Source organism: Telluria antibiotica (assembly GCF_011682055.1).
Taxonomy (GTDB): Bacteria; Pseudomonadota; Gammaproteobacteria; order Burkholderiales; family Burkholderiaceae_D; genus Telluria; species Telluria antibiotica.
Window position 1 is genome coordinate 46,872 of sequence record NZ_JAAQOM010000020.1, and the last position, 17,710, is coordinate 64,581.

The 17,710-nt window shown below is 66.8% G+C and carries 19 protein-coding genes; 11 read left to right on the forward strand and 8 right to left on the reverse strand.

What is annotated here, in order from left to right:
* From HAV22_RS26500 to HAV22_RS26540, 9 genes are read left to right on the forward strand one after another with little or no spacing between them, the layout of a single operon-like run.
* Complete coding sequence (locus tag HAV22_RS26500; RefSeq protein ID WP_166863528.1) at positions 1-1,182, forward strand: flagellar hook protein FlgE; 1,182 nt, start codon at positions 1-3, stop codon at positions 1,180-1,182.
* A gap of 12 nt (positions 1,183-1,194) precedes the next feature.
* The gene (locus HAV22_RS26505) at positions 1,195-1,920 is read left to right on the forward strand and encodes a flagellar basal body rod protein FlgF (RefSeq protein WP_166863530.1); all 726 of its coding nucleotides are present in this window, start codon (positions 1,195-1,197) and stop codon (positions 1,918-1,920) included.
* Positions 1,921-1,954: 34 nt separating this feature from the next.
* Positions 1,955-2,740 carry a flagellar basal-body rod protein FlgG gene (flgG, locus tag HAV22_RS26510; protein ID WP_208296381.1) on the forward strand — a complete coding sequence of 262 codons (786 nt, stop codon included), beginning with the start codon at positions 1,955-1,957 and terminating at the stop codon, positions 2,738-2,740.
* Positions 2,741-2,742: 2 nt separating this feature from the next.
* Positions 2,743-3,411, forward strand: coding sequence for a flagellar basal body L-ring protein FlgH (flgH, locus tag HAV22_RS26515; RefSeq protein WP_166863532.1), 669 nt, complete (start codon positions 2,743-2,745; stop codon positions 3,409-3,411).
* 7 nt (positions 3,412-3,418) lie between these two features.
* Entirely contained in the window at positions 3,419-4,579 is a 1,161-nt protein-coding gene (locus tag HAV22_RS26520; protein WP_166863534.1) for a flagellar basal body P-ring protein FlgI, read from the forward strand.
* Positions 4,579-4,935 carry a rod-binding protein gene (locus HAV22_RS26525; RefSeq protein ID WP_166863536.1) on the forward strand — a complete coding sequence of 119 codons (357 nt, stop codon included), beginning with the start codon at positions 4,579-4,581 and terminating at the stop codon, positions 4,933-4,935. The genes HAV22_RS26520 and HAV22_RS26525 overlap by 1 nt, the downstream gene beginning before the upstream one ends.
* A gap of 45 nt (positions 4,936-4,980) precedes the next feature.
* The gene (gene flgK, locus HAV22_RS26530; protein WP_166863538.1) at positions 4,981-6,354 is read left to right on the forward strand and encodes a flagellar hook-associated protein FlgK; all 1,374 of its coding nucleotides are present in this window, start codon (positions 4,981-4,983) and stop codon (positions 6,352-6,354) included.
* Positions 6,355-6,365: 11 nt separating this feature from the next.
* Positions 6,366-7,277 (forward strand): flagellar hook-associated protein FlgL, encoded by a 912-nt coding sequence (gene flgL / locus HAV22_RS26535; RefSeq protein WP_166863540.1) that lies wholly within the window; start codon positions 6,366-6,368, stop codon positions 7,275-7,277.
* Positions 7,278-7,282: 5 nt separating this feature from the next.
* A complete protein-coding gene (locus HAV22_RS26540; RefSeq protein ID WP_229421436.1) occupies positions 7,283-8,323 on the forward strand; it encodes a hypothetical protein in 1,041 nt (346 codons plus the stop codon).
* A 63-nt stretch (positions 8,324-8,386) separates the two neighbouring features.
* Here the strand turns inward: HAV22_RS26540 and HAV22_RS26545 are convergent, their stop codons facing one another.
* The 5 genes from HAV22_RS26545 to HAV22_RS26565 are packed head-to-tail and all read right to left on the reverse strand — an operon-like array spanning position 8,387 to position 13,285.
* Positions 8,387-9,175: a cyclic di-GMP-binding domain-containing protein, MshE-related gene (locus tag HAV22_RS26545; RefSeq protein WP_166863543.1), complete on the reverse strand. Its 789-nt coding sequence runs from the start codon at positions 9,173-9,175 to the stop codon at positions 8,387-8,389.
* Positions 9,176-9,220: 45 nt separating this feature from the next.
* A complete protein-coding gene (locus HAV22_RS26550) occupies positions 9,221-9,772 on the reverse strand; it encodes a DUF2059 domain-containing protein (RefSeq protein ID WP_166863545.1) in 552 nt (183 codons plus the stop codon).
* Positions 9,773-9,793: 21 nt separating this feature from the next.
* The gene (locus HAV22_RS26555) at positions 9,794-11,431 is read right to left on the reverse strand and encodes an OmpP1/FadL family transporter (RefSeq protein ID WP_166863547.1); all 1,638 of its coding nucleotides are present in this window, start codon (positions 11,429-11,431) and stop codon (positions 9,794-9,796) included.
* Between the two features lie 10 nt (positions 11,432-11,441).
* On the reverse strand, positions 11,442-12,503 hold the full coding sequence (locus HAV22_RS26560) for a transporter (protein WP_229421437.1): 1,062 nt from the start codon (positions 12,501-12,503) through the stop codon (positions 11,442-11,444).
* Between the two features lie 20 nt (positions 12,504-12,523).
* Positions 12,524-13,285 (reverse strand): C39 family peptidase, encoded by a 762-nt coding sequence (locus tag HAV22_RS26565; RefSeq protein ID WP_166863549.1) that lies wholly within the window; start codon positions 13,283-13,285, stop codon positions 12,524-12,526.
* 209 nt (positions 13,286-13,494) lie between these two features.
* Between HAV22_RS26565 and HAV22_RS31875 the strand changes: the two genes are divergently transcribed.
* Entirely contained in the window at positions 13,495-14,346 is an 852-nt protein-coding gene (locus HAV22_RS31875) for a helix-turn-helix domain-containing protein (RefSeq protein ID WP_166863551.1), read from the forward strand.
* 240 nt (positions 14,347-14,586) lie between these two features.
* Positions 14,587-15,681: an AraC family transcriptional regulator gene (locus HAV22_RS26575; protein ID WP_166863553.1), complete on the forward strand. Its 1,095-nt coding sequence runs from the start codon at positions 14,587-14,589 to the stop codon at positions 15,679-15,681.
* On the opposite strand, the gene HAV22_RS26580 is transcribed toward HAV22_RS26575, so the two are convergent.
* Genes HAV22_RS26580 through HAV22_RS26590 form a run of 3 tightly spaced genes read right to left on the reverse strand, consistent with a single transcriptional unit; the run spans position 15,626 to position 17,708 of the window.
* Complete coding sequence (locus HAV22_RS26580) at positions 15,626-16,093, reverse strand: hypothetical protein (protein ID WP_229421438.1); 468 nt, start codon at positions 16,091-16,093, stop codon at positions 15,626-15,628. The genes HAV22_RS26575 and HAV22_RS26580 overlap by 56 nt on opposite strands.
* The gene (locus tag HAV22_RS26585; RefSeq protein WP_208296382.1) at positions 16,093-16,932 is read right to left on the reverse strand and encodes a hypothetical protein; all 840 of its coding nucleotides are present in this window, start codon (positions 16,930-16,932) and stop codon (positions 16,093-16,095) included. Before HAV22_RS26585 ends, HAV22_RS26580 begins: the two co-directional genes overlap by 1 nt.
* Positions 16,932-17,708, reverse strand: a complete 777-nt coding sequence (locus HAV22_RS26590; RefSeq protein ID WP_166863555.1) for a hypothetical protein — start codon at positions 17,706-17,708, stop codon at positions 16,932-16,934. Before HAV22_RS26590 ends, HAV22_RS26585 begins: the two co-directional genes overlap by 1 nt.
* Positions 17,709-17,710 lie beyond the last annotated feature (2 nt).

Sequence of the window (17,710 nt, forward strand, 5' to 3'; positions counted from 1 at the left end):
ATGAGTTTCGACATCGCACTGTCCGGCATCCAGGCTATCAACGAACAACTGGATACCGTCTCGAACAACATCGCCAACGCCGCCACCTATGGCTTCAAGGCAGGCCGTGCCAACTTCTCGTCCGTCATGGCCGGCAGCCAGGTCAACGGCGTGGAAATCGGTTCGGTCACGCAGAACATCAGCCAGAACGGCAGCACGCAGACCACCGGCCGCGGCCTCGACGCCGCCATCGACGGCCGCGGCTTCTTCGTCAGCGTCAACAGCCAGGGCACCTCGCAGTACTCGCGCGTCGGCATCTTCTCGCCCGACAAAAAGGGCTTCCTGATCGACAGCAACGGCAACAAGGTGCAGGGCTACGGTCCGACCAAGGGCGGCGCACTCGGCCCGGTGGGCGACATCCAGATCCCGACCGGCCAGATCCCGGCCGTCGCGACGACCGGCATCAAGTACGTCGGCAACCTGTCGGCCGACTGGACCGTCACGCCGGCCGCCAGCTTCGACATGACCAAGAGCGACACCTACAACATGGTGAAGCAGTCGATCGCGTACGACTCGCTGGGCACCCAGCACACGCTGTCGCAGTACTTCGCCAAGCAGGACGCGAACACCGTCAACGTGTACTACTCGCTGGACGGCAAGCCGGTCACGGGTCCGGCCGTGCTGACGTTCGACGCCACCGGCCAGCTGACCGGCGCGACCGGCGGCACGGTCGCCATCCCGGCGGCCAACGGTGCGTCGGCCGGCAGCGTCGCCATCGACTACACCGGCACCACCCGCTTCGCCGGCGAAGCCAGCACCACCACGAACCGCAGCGACGGTTATGCGTCCGGCTCGTTCGTCGGCGTGGAACTGTCCAGCGACGGTTCGCTCGTGGCCAAGTACAGCAACGACCAGTCGCAGGTGGTCGGCACCGTCGCCCTCGCGACCTTCGCCAACGAAGGCGCCCTGTCGTCGATCAGCAATACCAGCTGGGTCGCCAACGCCGAGTCCGGCGCCGCCCTGATCGATCCGCCGGGCGTGGGCCTGTCCGGCAAGCTGACGACCGGCGCACTGGAAGGTTCGAACGTCGACATCACGTCGCAGCTCGTGGGCCTGATGACGTCGCAGCGCAACTACCAGGCAAACTCGAAGGTCCTGACCACCGAAAGCCAGATGATGCAGGCCCTGATGCAGGCCCTGTAAGCCTGAGACGCCATGGATAAACTGATCTTCACCGCCGTCTCCGGCGCCGAACGCCTGATGCGTTCGCAGCAGGTGCACGCGAACAACCTGGCCAACCTCGACACGGCCGGCTTCCGCGCCAGCATGGAAGTCGCGACCCAGCAGCAGCTGGGCGGCTACGGCTTCGACGACCGCCATCTGTCCGTCATGCAGTCGGACATGATCTCGACCCGCGCCGGCACCATCCGCGAGACGGGCCGCCCCCTCGACGTGGCACTGGGCGGCCAAGGCTTCCTGGCCGTGCAGTACGGCGACGGCGAAGCCTATACGCGTTCGGGCGAAATCGAGATCGGCCCCGACGGCGCACTGTCGGTGCACGGCCATCCGCTGCTGGGCGAAGGCGGTCCGATCGTGCTGCCGCAGAACACCGCGGTCGAGATCGGCACGGACGGCACGATTTCCGTGCTGACCGAAGGCGCCAAGCAGATGCAGGTCGTCGACAAGCTGCGCCTCGTGAACGCCACGGGCGCCGAACTGACCAAGAACGAGGCCGGCCTCGTCGTCGCCCGCGACGGCGCCAACCTGCCGACCGACCCGGGCGTCAAGGTGCGCCCGCGCGCGCTCGAAGGCAGCAACGTCTCGGCCGTCGAGGAAATGGTCGCCACCATGAGCCTGAACCGCAGCTTCGAGGTGCAGATGCGCCTGTTCAAGGCGAGCGACAGCATGAATGAAGCGGGCAACAAGCTGATCAGCGGCTGACGCACGTCCAACCTACGAATACAGGAGTGAAACCATGAATCCAGCAATGTGGATCAGCAAGACCGGTGTGCAGGCCCAGGATGCGAAACTTCAGGCCATCGCCAACAACCTGGCCAACGTGAACACGGTCGGCTTCAAGCGCGACCGCGTCGTGTTCGAAGACCTGTTCTACCAGGTCGACAAGCAGCCGGGCGCGCAGACGGCCGACAACACCGTCAGCAACGGCGTCCAGCTCGGCAACGGCGTGAACATCGTCGGCACGCAGAAGGTGTTCACCAACGGCAGCATCCAGACGACGAGCCAGCCGCTCGACGTCGCCATCACCGGCAACGGCTTCCTGCAGGTGCGCCGCCCGGACGGCCAGCCGGCCTACACCCGCGCCGGCCAGCTGCAAGTCGATTCGAACGGCGTGCTGGTCAACGCCCAGGGCCTGCCCCTGGTGCCGCAGATCACCATCCCGAACAACGCCACCTCGCTCACGATCGGCGAAAACGGCATGGTCAGCGCGACCGTCCCCGGCAACACCGCGCCGACGGAACTGGGCCAGCTGACCTTGACCACGTTCGTCAACCCGGCCGGCCTGCAGGCACTGGGCGAGAACCTGTTCCAGGAAACGGCCGCCAGCGGCAATCCGAACGAAGGCAAGGCCGGCGACGGCGCCTTCGGCAAGATCAAGCAGGGCGCGCTGGAGGGCTCGAACGTGCAGGTCGTCGAAGAGATGGTCGACATGATCGCCGCCCAGCGTACCTATGAGATGAACACGAAGGTGTTGTCGGCCGCCGACAACATGCTGCAATACCTGTCCCAGGCTTCCCGCTGACCATGAAACGTATCGCCCTCGCCGCCGGGATGGCGGCCAGCCTCGTGCTGACCGGATGCGCCTCGCGCACCCCTCTGCCCACCAACGTCCCGGAAGACGACGCCCTCGCCCTGCCGAAAACGCAGCCGGTGCGCGGCGGCGTCGGGGGCGGCGTGTTCACCACCGACACCGTCTCGCTGACGTCCGACGCGCGCGCGTTCCGCGTGGGCGACGTCGTCACCGTCCTGCTGCAGGAAACGACCCAGGCCAGCAAGAAGGCGGGGACCAGCTTTTCCAAGGGCTCGTCCGCGTCCGTCAATCCGATCGGCGCCCTCGGCAAGACGTTCGGCCGCACGGGCCTGAGCGTCTCCGGCGACCGCAGCTTCAACGGCGACGCCACCAGCACCCAGCAGAACGCGCTGTCCGGCGCCATTACCGTGCTCGTGCAGGAAGTGCTGCCGAACGGCCTGCTTCGCGTGGCCGGCGAAAAGCGCCTGCAGCTGAACCAGGGCGAAGAGTTCGTGCGCATCAAGGGCTACCTGCGCGCCGCCGACATCGACAACGAGAACCAGGTGTCGTCGCTGCGCGTGGCCAATGCCCGTATCGCCTATTCCGGCCAGGGTTCGCTGGCCGATGCCAACAGCCCCGGCTGGCTGACCCGCTTCTTCACCGGCCCCCTGATGCCGTTCTGACGCCCCCATGACCCGATTCCAACGCATCGTTTCCGCGGCCATGGCCGCCCTGCTGGCCCTGCCGGCATTTGCGGCCCCCGCGCTGCCGAAGACCGCGGCGGCAAGCCCCGACGCGGCCATCCTGGCGCGCACCCAGCCGCTACGCAACCTCGTCAGCGTCGAAGGCGTGCGCGAGAACCCGCTCGTCGGCTACGGCCTCGTCGTGGGCCTGAACGGCAGCGGCGACTCGACGCAGGTGAAATACTCGAGCCAGTCGGTCGTCAACATGCTCAAGCAGTTCGGCGTCAAGCTGCCGGATGGCGAGGAAGCGAAGAACAAGAACGTGGCCGCCGTCATGGTGTCCGCCGTGTTCCCGCCGGGCTACCGCCGCGGCCAGCAGATCGACGTGACCGTCTCGTCGCTGGGCGATGCGAAGAGCCTGCGCGGCGGCACGCTGCTGCTGACCCAGCTGCGCGCGGCCGACAACGAAGTGTATGCGCTGGCCCAGGGCAACCTCGTCGTCGGCGGCCTCTCCGCGTCCGGCAAGAGCGGCTCGTCGGTGACGGTGAACACGCCGACCGGCGGCCGCATCCCGAACGGCGCCCAGATCGAGCGCGAGATCCCGACCGATTTCGCCACCCGCCCGCAAGTGCTGCTGCGCCTGCGCCACCCGAACTTCGACACGGCCACGAACGTCGTGAACGCGATCAACCGCCGTTTCGGCCAGGTCGCCACGACGGCCGACGGCACGAGCGTGGAAGTCGTCGCGCCGGCGAATCCGACCGAGCGCGTCGCGTTCGTCGCCAAGCTGGAAAACATGATCGTGGAAGCGGGCGAGGAAGTGCCGCGCGTCGTCTTCAATTCGCGCACGGGCACCGTCGTCATCTCCGACGGGCTGCGCGTGAAATCGGCCGCGGTCACCCACGGCTCGCTCAAGGTCGTGATCTCGGAAAGCTCGGCCGTAAGCCAGCCCGGGCCGTTCTCCAAGGGCCAGACGCAAGTCACGCCGCAGTCGAAAGTCTCGGTCGACCAGGGCTCGGGCCAGATGTTCCACTGGCCGGCGGGCGCACGCCTGCAGACCATCATCGACACGGTCAACAGTCTCGGCGCGTCGCCGGACGACATCATGGCCATCCTGCAGGCGCTCGATCAGGCCGGCGCAATCGAAGGCGAACTGGTGGTAATCTGATGCTGAACAACATCCAATCCATCGATCCGGGCAAGCCGGACCAGGCCCCGGGCGACGACAAGGTCGCGCCCGCCGCATCTTCGCCCGCCGCACCCGACAAGGCGCTCGTCGCCAAGGCGACCAAGGCAGCCATCGAGTTCGAGAGCTTTTTCATCTCGCACATGCTGCACCAGATGCGCGAGAGCACGCGCACCATCGCCCCGGACGACAGCCCGACCAAGGACAAGGTCAACCAGGACATGACGGACATGGTGGACAACATGCTGGCAGGGAATATGGCACACCAGCGCGCGTTCGGCGTCGCCGACGCGATTTTGCGGCAGATATTGCCGGCACCGCTTAATAAAACGAGCTGAACGGTCGCCTGTCATTACTGATCACGCACAAGAGAGAGTCGCACGATGAGCATCTTGAACAACGCCCTGTCCGGCGCGCTTGCTTCCCAACTGGCCCTGTCGGCCAGCAGCCAGAACATCGCCAACCTGCAAACCAAGGGGTACACCCGCCAGTCTGCCCTGCTGTCCGCGGTCGCACCGGCAGCCGGGTCGTTCCAGGCCGGCAACGGCGTGCGCGTGACCGATCTGATGCGGTTTTCCGACAGCTACAAGACCCAGCAGCTGTGGCGCAGCGCGTCCGACCTGGGTGCACATTCGCAGACCCAGCCTTACCTCACGCAGCTCGAACAGGTGATGGGCGACGACAGCGCCAGCCTGTCGAGCGGCATTGACGGGTTTTTCTCGGCGCTGAACGCCGTGGCCGGCGTCGACCCGACGTCGACCCCGCTGCGCCAGCAGGTGGTGACGGCGGCAAACCTGCTGGGCCAGCGCTTCAACAGCTTGAATAACGTGTTCAACGCCCAGCTGCAATCCGTGCGCCAGCAGCGCAGCGCGCTCATCGATTCGGCCAACAGCACGATCGGGGCCATCGCCTCGCTGAACGCGCAGATCGCCAACGCCAACGCGTCCGGCACCAACTCCTCGTCCCTCGTGGACGCGCGCGACCAGGCCATCGACAGCCTGGCCAGCCAGATGGGGCTGGAGGTCAGCGACCAGCCCGACGGCACGCGCAACGTCTCGCTCAAGACCGGCCAGTCGCTCGTGCTGGGCGGCGTGGCCGGCAAGCTGTCCGTCAGCGGCGGCGCCGCGCAGACCTTCAGCTTGACGTTCGCCGGCACCAGCTTCGACCTCGATACCACCAAGGCGGGCGGCCAGCTGGGCGGGTTGTCGGCGTATGAACAGGACACCCTGCTGCCGCTGCAGCAAGGCGTGGCCGACATGGCCCAGCAAATCGCCGCCAAGGTCAACACCCAGCTCGCGGCCGGCTATGCGATGGACGGCAGCACGCCCGGGAAGCCGCTTTTCGTCTACAACCCGGGGAGCACGTCGAACATGCTGCAGGTGGCGAGCGGCTTCCAGACGTCCGATCTCGCATTTTCCGGCGACGGCACGCCCGGCGACACCGGCAACCTGCAGAAACTCGTCGATATCAAGAGCCAGTCGATCACGGTGACCAAGATCGGCACCATGCTGATCAGCGACGCCGACACGCAGCTCGTCGGCCGCCTCGCCGTCGACAGCCAGCAGAACAAGAACGCCCTCGCCACCACGCAAACGATGCGCAACCAGGCGCAAGCGGACTGGCAATCGACGAGTGGCGTCAACCAGGACGAGGAAGCCGTGCACCTCGTCGAATACCAGAACATGTACCAGGCCAACATGAAGGTGATGTCCGTCGCGAATGCGCTGTTCGACGCCACCTTGCAGATGATGGGTTAAGGGAGAACAGCATGCGTATCGCCACCAGCCAATACCAGGCGATGATGACTCAATCGCTCGAGGTCAACCAGGAGCGTGTCGGCTACATCTCGCAGCAGATGGCCAACGGCAACCGCATCCAGACGCCGTCCGATGATCCTGTCGACAACGTGCGCCTGTCGCGCCTGAATCGCGAGGAAGCGGCCGTCAAGCAGTATCGCAACAACATCGCCGCCGTCCAGATCCGCCTGTCGAAAAACGAAGGTTCGCTGCAGAACATGGTCAACGACATGCACTCCGGGCGCGACCTGCTCGTGTGGGCGTCGGACGGCTCGAACACGCCGAGCGACCTGAACGCGATGGTCGTCTCGCTGACCTCGCTGCGCGACAGCCTGCTGTATTCGGCGAACGCGATCGACCAGGAAGGCCGCCACATCTTTTCCGGCACCGCGACGGACACCGCCCCGATCGCCTACGACGCCACCGCCCCGCTCGGTTCCCGCTACACCTATGCCGGCAACACGAACGACCAGCTCGTCGTGGTCGGCAACGGCATCACGCAGGTCGCCAACCAGAACGTCAAGGGCATGGAACAGCTGCTGAACCAGCTCGACCAAACGATCAGCACCTTGTCGGCCAGCGGCGTCAACGCCAACAATCCGGCCGTGCGCAGCGTCCTGAAGGCCAGCCTGGATGGGTTCGACCAGGCCATGGACCTCGTGTCGGGCAAGATCGCCGTCCTCGGCGGCCAGCAGAACATCCTGAAGACGCTGGATGCCAACCACGAGAACGTCAGCCTGTCGAACCAGAAGGCGATCTCGGACATCGGCCAGCTCGACTACGGCGCCGCCGCCATCGAACTGAGCGGCTACCAGACGGCGCTCCAGGCCAGCTACAAGGCCTATAGCAAGATCGGCAACCTGTCCCTGTTCGCGGCACTTTGATGGCCATGGATACCACGCTCAGACCCACGACCGCCGGCGGAACCGGCGGCACCCTCGGTACGCGCACGAACGCACCGTCCCCGCTGCTTCCCGCACGGCCCACGACGCCCGTCGATGGCGCCTCGGCGTCCGCTCCCGCCGCGCCCCCGGCGACGGCAACCCCGCTGCGCTCCGGCGGCAGCGCCGCGCAGCTCGACAGCGGCCTGCAGGACCAGGTGGCGCGCGCCCAGCAGGCGCTCGACTACCTCGACCGCGTCTCCACGCAGCTCGAGACCCTGAAGGGCGAGCTGACCGCCAAGCTGGCCGGCACCCGCAACGGCGCCCGCCTGCAGCTCGAAGCCCAGGTGCGGCAGCTGGCCAAGACGCTGACCTCGCGCCGACAGGACGGTGGCGCCAGCATCGACAGCAACCTGAACTACTCGGCGGCGCCGGCCGTGCAGCGCTTCCGCATCCGCGGCCTCGACATCGCCTCTCTGCGCAAGAGCGCGCCGCAGACGCTCTCGTTCTCGGTGGGCAGCGTCGGCGGCCCGCAGATGTCCGTCAACATCGATCCGGACCAGTCGAACCAGGACATCGCGCGCGCCCTCGACCGCACCCTCGCCCCGATGGGCGTACGGGCGCGCCTGGACGACAAGGGCGAACTCGTCTTCCTCGCATCGGAATCGGACTGGCCGGCCATCAAGGACAGCATCGGCGTGAGCGGCCGCGGGCGCGTGACGACGGAAGAAGTGCCGGCCAGCCTGGCGCCCGACAAATGGACCGTGAACGCCGACACCGGCAACGCCGACGCCCTGCGCCAGAGCTTGCGCGAAGTGGTGCAGGCGCTCGAACGCGTGCACCGTTCGCAGGTCGCCGCCAGCGACGCCCTGGCCGCCGCCAGTGCCCAGGTGGCGGCCGCCGAGGCGCCCGCGCCGAACGTGACGCTCGCCGCCGAGGACTTCACCAAGGCCGCGGCCAGCACGGACTACGAGTCGCTGCTGGCGCTGACGTCGGCGCTGGTCGGCGTCAGCCGCGACCGGGTGCTGGCGCTGCTCGGCCTGCGCTGACACGCCCCCCACGGAACGACACACGCCCCGCCTGCCGCGGGGCGTTTTTCATTGCCCCGTCGCTCAGCGCGTGATCGGCTTGACCGTGATCGTGGTACCGCGCAGGTCGATGTCGTGGATCTCGACACTGCCGAACGTCGGCCCGGGCTGGCTGCCCACGCGGATGTTGTTGAAGCTGATCTCGCCGATCGTGCTGGGCAGGCGCAAGGTGATGGAGCCGTCCTTGTTCACCGACGCGCGCGAGTTGTCCGGATCGTAGCTGACGTCGCGCACCGTCGTATCGGCCGATAGCAGCATGGTGAGCGGATTGAGCACCGTCGCCAGTTCGCCCAGCACGCGCACGCCGTCGTTCGGCAGCGCATGCTGCACGGCCGTCTGCAGGCCCTGCTGGCCGTTCTGCGCGGCCAGCGCGATCAGGCGCAGCTCCGCCTGGCGCGCCTGGTCGCGCAGGGCGTCGTCGTTGCGCCCCTGGGCCGACACGTCGCCCAGTTCCGCATCGCTCAGCGCGCGCATGCCGCGGCCAAATTCGCGCCCCCCTTCCCGTTCGCCCGGCAACCGCGTGGACACCGCGGCCGCCGGCGCCGCCGCCACCGCGGCGTAGGCGTGCAAGGGCCCGAGCAGCGCCGTCGCCAGCGCGGCCGCCATGCGCAGGCTGCGCTGGCGCCGCACGGCGCCGCGCACCTGGGCCTGGGTGATCAGCTTCATGTCGGCGAGGATCTCGCCCAGCCTGCGCCCGCTCTCCTGCTGCGCGCGGATCGCCGCGTCGAGCTGTTCCTGCGAGATCAGCTTCTTCTCGATCAGGATCTGGCCCAACCGGGACCTGTCCGCACGCCTCGTCATCCAGTCGCTCATGGTCTTCCCTCCCCTGTAAGGCGGCGCCCCCGCGCCGCATCGTCATCACTGGCCGGCGGCCGCGCGCAGCTTCAGGCCGACGCGGTTCTGCAGGTCCGTCATCTTCGGCTGGATCTGCGCCGCATTCGCCTTGGCGACGTTCTCGCCGACCGTCTTCTTCATCTCCGGCACGACGCTCTCGAACTTCGCCAGCACGGGCGACTCGAGGATGCCCGCCAGCTGCTTCAACTCGTCCTCGCTGAATTTCTGCGCCAGCAGCGGCGCCACGCTGGCCTGCACGATCGCGTGCGTGCTCGTGCGCAGCGCGGGCGATTCCTGCTCGACGAACTTGGTCGCCTCCGCCGTGATGTCCTTCAGCGTCGCGTCCTGCTTGTCGGCCGGCACGCGGCTCTGCACCACCACGCGCGACTGGCGCAACAGGTCGGCCACGGGCGCCTGCAACATCTGGAGGCCGACCGACTCCAGTCCCATCTTGTCCAGCACGCGCTGCACGAGCGCCTGCTTGGCCGGCGGCACGCCATTCATGCCTTCGGCGTGTGCGCCGCCGGCCAGGAGGCCCATACCGAGGACCATCGTCGCATACATCGTTCGGGACATCGTCATATCTCCACGTCAAAGTCAGAACGGCCGCGTGTACGAGGCGCCGGCGTATTTCACGACCAGGCTGCCGGACACGTCGGTGGCCGCATAGGGGTTGTAGATCAGGTTGAAGAAGTTGTCGCAGTTGAGGTTGCAGTCGCTGCGCGCGGGGATGTTGTACGTGCCCTTCATGTAGCTGGCCGTCACGTTCACTTCGCCGCCGTTGTCGAAGCGGTAGCGCAGGCCCACGCTCTTGAGCTTCGTGTCGGGCAGCGGCGCGAGGAGGCTCATCTTGTCGCCGGGGATCGAGCTCTTGCGAGGCTCGTAGCCGAAGCGCAGCGCGAGCTTCTTCGTCAGGTTCAGCTGCGTGCCGAGGCTGTAGTTGACGACGCTCCGGAAGCCCATCTTGAACGTGGCCTCGCTCGAATTCGCATAGCCGAACAGGCGCGCCATCTCGAGCAGCTTGACGCTGCGGTCGAACCGGAACGTCAGCTGGTTCCACTGCGCCCAGTCGGCATAGCTGACGTCCGCGTTCACCTGCACGTAGTCCGTCAGCATCAGCTTCACGCCGGCCTGCACGCGCCACGGGAACGGGATCTTCGCCGTCATGTTCCCCGACTGGTATTCCGGAATCTCCTGCGGCATGCCCGTGATGGCGCCGACGACGGGCCCGAGCAGGCTGGAATTCAGGCCGCGCACGAAGCTGCGCAGCATCGGGTCGCTGTGGAACATGTACGAGCCCGTGTACGTCGTGCGCGTGCCGCCCTGATACACGACGCCGAACGCGAACCATTTTTTCGGTTCCCACAGCACGCCCAGGTTGATCGTCGGGTCGAACGAGGCGCGCAGGTCGAAATCGATGTTGGCGGCGCGCTTGAACGGATTGACCATGCCTTCCGGACCGCCGCCGCACAGGCCGAACGTCAGCGTGTCGATCACGGTGCCGTTGCCGTCCGGGCAGACGGCCTTTTGCAACTGGCCGACGGTGCCGAGCAGCTTGTTGGGCGCGCGGAAGTCCGTGTTGATGGCGAAGGCGGAATATGCGATCGGCACGGAGACGCCGATCTTCAGCGTGTCCGACACCTTGTACGCGGCCGCCGGCGACAGGTACACGAGGCGCTGCAGCTGCACGAGGCGGCCGTCGAAGCGCGCGGGATCGTCCGGGTCCTTGGTGCGGTCGATACTCATCGCCGCCGACAAATAGACCAACGTGCCGAACGTCCAGGGCGAGCCGGGCGCGTTGTACGACACGCCGAGGCTCGGCACCAGCACCGCGGGGAGGCGAAACTTCGGGATGCCGTAGAACGGAATCTCCAGCGCCTGGCGCACCGGCCCGCTGGACTTGCCGTTGATCGGGTCGTCCTTGAAGCCGCCGATGTCAATGTCGGGCGCGGAGACGAAGTGGTTCGTGTTGCGGATCGCCGCGACGAACACGGCGTCGATCTTCTGCGTGCCCGTCAGGCGCGCGAGGCCGGCCGGGTTGAAGTGGATCGATTCGATGCCGGGCGGGTCGGCCGTCACCGCATTCCCCATCGCCATCGCGGTCGGGCTCGTGACCAGGTTGTCGGTGACGCCGGCATGCGCCTGGGGCGCCAGCACCGTGGCCAGGCCGGCCGCGGCGAGCGCGCGCACGAGGCGGCGCGCAGATAATGCGTTCGATGACGGCGCGACGGTCATGGCAGCGGCCTCACAGCGACAACGGCAGGCTCACGGTCAGCGACAGGTTCGGCGCGGCCGCGGTGAGGCCGGCGCCGACCGTCACGTTGACGGTGGTCTTGGGCGACATACGGTAGCCCGCGCCGATCGACAGGATGCCGGCGCTCTGCGTCTGCGTCTGCCCTTGCGCGCCGTTGTCGAATGTGAGCGTGGAGCGGGCCTGGATCGATTCCTGGAACGAGAACGATGTCGTGATCTTGTACGACAGCGCATACGCGAAGCCGAGGCCGAAGCCGAAGCTGGCGCCGGGCTTCACCTGGCGCAACGTGGTCCCGTACAGTTGCTGGCTCAGGTGCTTGGCCGTCATGCTGTAGCCCACATTGACGGAGCCGAACAGCGCGACCGGGTCGACGATGCGCGTCAGGTTGGCGCCGACGTTGAACGTGTTGACGCCGGAACCCGTGGCCAGTCCCTTGTTCACGTCAACCTTGTACGGGCTCGTGCCCGTCGCGAGGCGCATGCCGCCCGTGATCGTGTACGCGATCTCGTCGCGCTTGACCTCCTGCGGCTGCCAGCGCACGCCGAGGCCAAGGTCGCCGATCGTGTGCGACACGCCCGAGAAGCCGGCGCCATCGGAATAACGGCTGATCAGCGGGACCGTCAAGTTGGCCGTCAGGTTGTTGCGCACGCCGTAGTCGGCCATGATCGTGTTGGTGATCGTGTGCGAGTTCGTGTTCTCGATCGAGAACAGCGTGGCCGTGCCGGACGACAGGTCGGTGTTGATCTTTTCCTGGCCGATGTACGCGTAGTTCATCTCGTAGTTCAGCTGCACCTTGCCCTTGCGGATCAGCGAGTACTGCTTGTCGACGGCGGTCAGCGTTTCCTTCAGCAGGGTCGTGTTGTCGGCATCGGTGTCCTTCTTCGCCAGCGCGTCGCGCACGGCGTCGGTCGTTGCCGGGGCGGGCGGCGTGCCCGTCGTGGCGGTGTTCAAGGTGGAAGAACTCGCCTCGTCCTGCGCGCGCGCGGGCAGCGCGGCGAACAGCAAGGTGCAAGCCAGCGCCGGCGCGGACGCCAACATTGTGGAAATCTTCATGGTGGTCCTTCGTGATGGGTCTATTGTTTGCGGATCGAGATGCCGCCGAAGCCGTTCAGCAGGCGCTCGTTCCCGAGCTGCGTGTCGATCGGGCGCTGCAGGCCGCGGTCGCGGATGCGGTCCATGTCGACCACACCCAGCTCGTTGTCGGCCAGGGCCAGCTTGAGGGCGGGCGGATGGCCCTTCTGCGGATAGGCGATGAACAGTGTGTTGCGGTCCCACAGGGTGGCGAATTCCTCGACCGAGAACGTGATGTTGCCGGCCGACGGATCGGCCAGGAACACGAGGCCGCCGCGCACGCCGCGCAGCACGACGAAGTGCTTGAAGCCCGCGTAGTCGATCGGCACGATGCCCGGCGAATCGAGCGTGACCAGGTCCGACATCTCGGCGCGGAAGCCCGCGCTGTCGACGTTGATCGAGGCGAGGTAGCGCTTCATGTCGAGCAGCGAAAAGCCGCGCCGCTCGATGATCTTCTCCTTCTCGCCGAAGGCCATCATGCCTTCCATCGACTGCTGCTCGGTGACGTCGAGGCCCAGGTGGTACTTGAGGATCGTGACGAGCGCCGCCGAGCCGCAACTGTAGTCGTAGGCCTGGTGGACGATGTTTTTGTACTTGAGCTCGGAGAACGGCTCCATCGCGACGTTCGGCACACCGACGGCGGCCACGGACATGGCGGGCGGCAGGTCGAAATGATCGAGCGGGCGGTCCTGTGCCTCGTGCCTGGCAAGCACGCCGGCCCCGCCCACGAGGACCGCGACGATCCCCAGCAGGAATGTGAACATGGTGTCTCCTTGGGGCGCTTCATGCGGCCCCTGGTATCCCGGCTCCGTTCACCTCTTGACGGGCGGACGGCGGTTTTTTTAGGCGTGCCCGACGTGGTGTTTCGGCCACGTTTATTGCACTTTTTCCATATTCTGGATGCAGGCAGAGCTCGCCGATGTTATAAAACGCTATCGTTTTTGTAAAAAACCGCTCATTGAGGCGAGGCACCGTGCATACTTGGGACAGGATCAGCAATGCGTTGGGCGAGCCCGTGATCAGCATGGAGATCGGCGGCGTGCCGCTGCGGGCCGAGCGTTACATCTTCCAACTGGGCGGATGCGAAGTGCCGCCGCTCGATTCGATGGTGCTCGCCTGTCACCTGGGTGGCGCGCGCGCAACAGCCGGACGCAGCGCCGGCCGTTCGTTCGACTTCCTGGCCGGCGCCGCGACCATCTTCCAGCCCGGCTTCGCCAGCCGCTGGACGTTCTTCGGCGCGATCGACATGGCAATGTTCCACTTCCTCGACCCGGACCACGAGATGGTGCGCCAGCTGCAGCGGCTGCTTGCCGCGCGCGCCAAGTCGCCCACCTTCTCCGACCAGCTCGTGCACGCGACCGCCCAGCAGGTGCTGGCGGAGATCGCCCGCAGCAGCACGCCGAACGCGGGTTTCGTCGAGCGGGCTTCCTCGTTGATGATCGAGCAGGCGTGCCGCGTCCTGGAAGGCAAGACGGGCCGGCACCTGCCGCCGGACGCGCTGCAGCTCGGGCGCTTGCAGGGGGTGCTGGAATGGATCGGCCACAACCTGTCGAGCGAGCTGTCCAACGCCGAGCTGGCCGAGCGGGCCGGCGTGTCGGAATCGCACTTCCGCCGCATCTTCCAGGAAGCGATGGGCATGACGCCGCATCGCTATGTGTTGCGTTTACGCCTCGAACGCGTGCATGAATTACTCACCCGGACGAGCTTCTCCATCGCCCGTGTTGCGGCGCAATGCGGGTTCAACAGCCAGAGTCATATGACGGCCTGTTTTGCGGCCGCGTACGGCATAACGCCCGCTCGTGCGCGGCAACAGGCGCGCGCCTGAAAACCCGCCTGGGTTTCATGAAAATCCCCCGTTGCGTTGCATCAAATAAAAAATCTTGCCTATCGAAAATGAGCGATTTTTGATAAACACGAGGTCATTTTCCGAAGCGTTGAGATTTCGCATGCACACATAATAAAAAAGGCACCTGGGCAAAAACGAAGAATCCGGGGCCATCCGACGAGTAAGGAGACCAAGCATGAGACCAGCGCAGGACGCGTCCGCACGTACGCGGTCGCCAGCGTGAAGTACCTGTCCGCCACGGACGTGGTGCAACGCATCAAGGCTTGCCTCGGCGCCGAGGGCATCGACGTCGACGCCCTGTTCGCCCAGGCCGGACTCGATTGGTTCGAGCACGGCCCGCAGGGCCAGCGCGCGGCCGACCTGCTCGCGTTGTCCGACCAGTTCAGCCGCTTGTGGGAAGCCCTCGTGACGGCCAGCGGCGACCCGCTGATCGGCTTTCGCGTGTTCGCGCCCGATCCCCTCAGCTGGCTCGGCGTGCTGGGCCACCTGATGCTCGCGTCGCCCACGCTGCGCCAGGCCGCAGACAACCTCACGCGCTACATGCCGCTCGTGTTGCCCGTCGTGCGCCCCACGATCGAGCCGAAGGCGGACCGTGTGCGCGTGGGCCTGAACCTCGTCGGCGGCACGCGCGCCGTGCCGCAGGCGCGCTACGATTTCACCTGGAACCTGCTGCTCGAGACGATGCGCTTCGTCGGCGCCCGTCCCGACCTGAAACCCGTCCTCGTCGAATACGCCTACCCGGCGCCGGCCGACGTCACGTCGTACGCGCAAAAATACGGCTGCCCCGTGCGCTTCGGCGCGCCCGCGAACGCGCTCGAATTCGCCAATGCCGACATCACGGCGCCCATCCCGACCGCGAATCCGCTCGCGGCCGAAGGCCTGTTCCGCCTGCTCGACGAACGCCTCGCGCAGGCCGAGCGCACGAGCGTGGCCGCGCGCGTGCGCGAGCTGCTGCCGGCGATGATCGACCAGGGCGGTGCCCTGCGCGACGCGGTGGCGCGGCGCCTCGCGATCAGCGAGCGCACCCTGCAGCGCCGCCTGGCCGACGAGGGCACCGACTTCTCCACGCTCGTCGACGAGGTGCGGCGCACGATCGCCCAGCAATACCTCGGCAGCGACCGCATCAGCGTCAAGAACCTCAGCTACAAGCTGGGCTTCGCCGACCCGAGCGCCTTCCACCGTGCCTGCCTGCGCTGGTTCGGCAAGGCGCCCGGCGAATTCCAGCAGGACCGGCTGAACGCGCACGGACAGTCGGCCGTCAATGGGACCACAGGCGCAACTGGCCCTGCATCTGGAGCTCGCCGTTCAGGGTGATCCGGCCCAGGCTGTCCGTGACGGGCCCGCGCGGATCGGCCTGCACGCTGAGCGATTCGAAGCCGGTGTCCGTGAACTTCGTCCACGCCGGCAGGGTCAGCGCCAGGTAGTTCGTGCCGTCGCCGGCCGTCTGCGCGCTGATGTTCAAGCCCACCATCTGGATCAGGCCGCCGACGTTCTTGAGCACCGTGTACGTCGTGCGGCCATCGACCGTCTGGCCGATCGTCAGGCGGCTGTCGCCGATGCTGCCATCGTCGGGGCGGTTCAGTTGCAGGCGCACGGCGAAGCTGACGCCGTCGGCGCCGCGCACCTGCGCCAGTTCGTCGTCGTCGAGCCGCTGCGGTCCCGCCCAGGCTGCCCCGCACAGCATGGCCGGCAGGAGGAAGGCGAGGAGGCGCAGGCGCGGGCTCATCAGTGGAACTTGACGTCGAGGTACTGCAACTGGATCGACCCGATGCGCGAGCTGCCGAGGTCCATGTTGACGCCCGCGTCGCTGCGGAAGCTGATGTTCCCGATCTGCAGCGTGCCGCTGGGCGCCGTCTGGCCGGCCTCGGGCCAGTTGACCCCGAGGTGCAGGGTCGATTTGCCCGCCTCGTCCGTGCGCGCGTTGAAGATGCCGGGCTGGGTCGTGACGTCGGCGATATGCCACGGCGTCGTGGGTGCGGAACCGTCCGCCGTGGCGGCGCCGATCTTCACGTTCGACAGCACCATCGCCTCGCCGGTCGCGTCGCGCCCGTTCGGCGCCAGCGTGAGGCTGCCCAGCTCGAGCCGCCTGGCCAGGCCGAACGCCAGCCCGTCGCCGACGGTCGGCGTCGACCACTGCAGGCCGCCGCCGTAGTACACGAGGTCCTTCAGGATCACGCTGCCACCCTTCACGTCGAAACCGTTCGCGTTCACGCCGAAGTCGTAGGTGATCTGCCACACTTCGCGACCCGCCACGTTCTCCGGAAACGCGATGTTGATGATGTCGGCGCGGCCGGGCCCGCCGCTGATCACGTCGAGGCGGTACGGATCGGAGAACGGCGCGTCGGTGTTGTCGGAACGCGACGCACTGAGGTTGCCGATGCTGAAGCTGTCGCCGCCGGGCGTGTAGTAGCGCATTTCCGCATTGCCCGACATGGAGAAGTTCGACAGGTTGAAGCTCATGCCGTCGCGCCCCGCCACTTTCGCGAGGGCGGTGTCCGGCAGCGGCTCGAGCGCGGCCGCGAGGGCCGGCACGCAGAGCAGGACGATGGCGGCCCGGGTACGCATCAATGCCCCGTCGCGTTATTGACCGGCACGGTACCGGTGAGGTTCAGCGCCGTCAGCTTGTCGCGCCAGTTCAGCCAGATGCCGGCCTGCGCCTCGGTCAGTGCGGGCATGCCGGAACCTGCCTGGAATTGGACGGGCGTCTTGAGGATCGAGATCCAGAAATCGCGGCTCGGCCCGTTGGCGTCGCCCGCCGTCACGCCGCCCACGCTGGACAGCGGCGTGCAGCCGGCGCACGTGCCGTCCCAGCGCTTGCCGCCGCCGGCATCGTTCATGCTGTCGATGATGCCGCCGGCGCCCGCATCGATGCGCATGGAGCCGGACAAGGTGGCGATCTTCATGCCGACGTCGCCGGAGATGCCGTCGAAGCCAAGGCGCATGCCGACCATCTCGCGCTGGTTGTTGACGCCGGTGTTTTTATAAACGAATTCGAAATACGGATTGGTGATCTGCACGAGCCGCTGGGCGGCGGTGCCGTCGGTGCGGCCGAATTGCAGCGCGCCGATGTCGAGGTCCGCGCCCGTGCCGTTGCGGGGCGCGTAGTTGTATTCGCCCAGGCGCATATTGGCCAGGTTGGCGTTCAGTGTGACGTCCGCATCGAGGCTGATGCGGGTGAAATCGAAACCGTTGTAGCTGGAGTTCCCGACCGTGAACAGGCCCTGGCCGCTGACGGTGGACAGTTCGGTGTCGGACAGCGCGCGCATCTGGGCGTTTGCCGCGCCGGGCAGCAGCATGAGTGCCAGCAAGGGCGCCAATAAGGAAGCCAATAAGCCCTTCATGA

Excerpts from the sequence above, each read along its gene's own strand:
- HAV22_RS26520 (WP_166863534.1), top strand. The coding sequence starts at position 3,419 with ATGACCCGATTCCAACGCATCGTTTCCGCGGCCATGGCCGCCCTGCTG.
- HAV22_RS26525 (WP_166863536.1), top strand. The coding sequence starts at position 4,579 with ATGCTGAACAACATCCAATCCATCGATCCGGGCAAGCCGGACCAGGCC.
- flgK (WP_166863538.1), top strand. The coding sequence starts at position 4,981 with ATGAGCATCTTGAACAACGCCCTGTCCGGCGCGCTTGCTTCCCAACTG.
- flgL (WP_166863540.1), top strand. The coding sequence starts at position 6,366 with ATGCGTATCGCCACCAGCCAATACCAGGCGATGATGACTCAATCGCTC.
- flgH (WP_166863532.1), top strand. The coding sequence starts at position 2,743 with ATGAAACGTATCGCCCTCGCCGCCGGGATGGCGGCCAGCCTCGTGCTG.
- HAV22_RS26590 (WP_166863555.1), bottom strand. The coding sequence starts at position 17,708 with ATGAAGGGCTTATTGGCTTCCTTATTGGCGCCCTTGCTGGCACTCATG.
- HAV22_RS26500 (WP_166863528.1), top strand. The coding sequence starts at position 1 with ATGAGTTTCGACATCGCACTGTCCGGCATCCAGGCTATCAACGAACAA.
- HAV22_RS26505 (WP_166863530.1), top strand. The coding sequence starts at position 1,195 with ATGGATAAACTGATCTTCACCGCCGTCTCCGGCGCCGAACGCCTGATG.
- HAV22_RS26580 (WP_229421438.1), bottom strand. The coding sequence starts at position 16,093 with ATGAGCCCGCGCCTGCGCCTCCTCGCCTTCCTCCTGCCGGCCATGCTG.
- HAV22_RS26585 (WP_208296382.1), bottom strand. The coding sequence starts at position 16,932 with ATGCGTACCCGGGCCGCCATCGTCCTGCTCTGCGTGCCGGCCCTCGCG.
- HAV22_RS26540 (WP_229421436.1), top strand. The coding sequence starts at position 7,283 with ATGGATACCACGCTCAGACCCACGACCGCCGGCGGAACCGGCGGCACC.
- HAV22_RS26565 (WP_166863549.1), bottom strand. The coding sequence starts at position 13,285 with ATGTTCACATTCCTGCTGGGGATCGTCGCGGTCCTCGTGGGCGGGGCC.
- flgG (WP_208296381.1), top strand. The coding sequence starts at position 1,955 with ATGAATCCAGCAATGTGGATCAGCAAGACCGGTGTGCAGGCCCAGGAT.
- HAV22_RS26560 (WP_229421437.1), bottom strand. The coding sequence starts at position 12,503 with ATGAAGATTTCCACAATGTTGGCGTCCGCGCCGGCGCTGGCTTGCACC.
- HAV22_RS26545 (WP_166863543.1), bottom strand. The coding sequence starts at position 9,175 with ATGAGCGACTGGATGACGAGGCGTGCGGACAGGTCCCGGTTGGGCCAG.
- HAV22_RS26555 (WP_166863547.1), bottom strand. The coding sequence starts at position 11,431 with ATGACCGTCGCGCCGTCATCGAACGCATTATCTGCGCGCCGCCTCGTG.
- HAV22_RS26550 (WP_166863545.1), bottom strand. The coding sequence starts at position 9,772 with ATGTCCCGAACGATGTATGCGACGATGGTCCTCGGTATGGGCCTCCTG.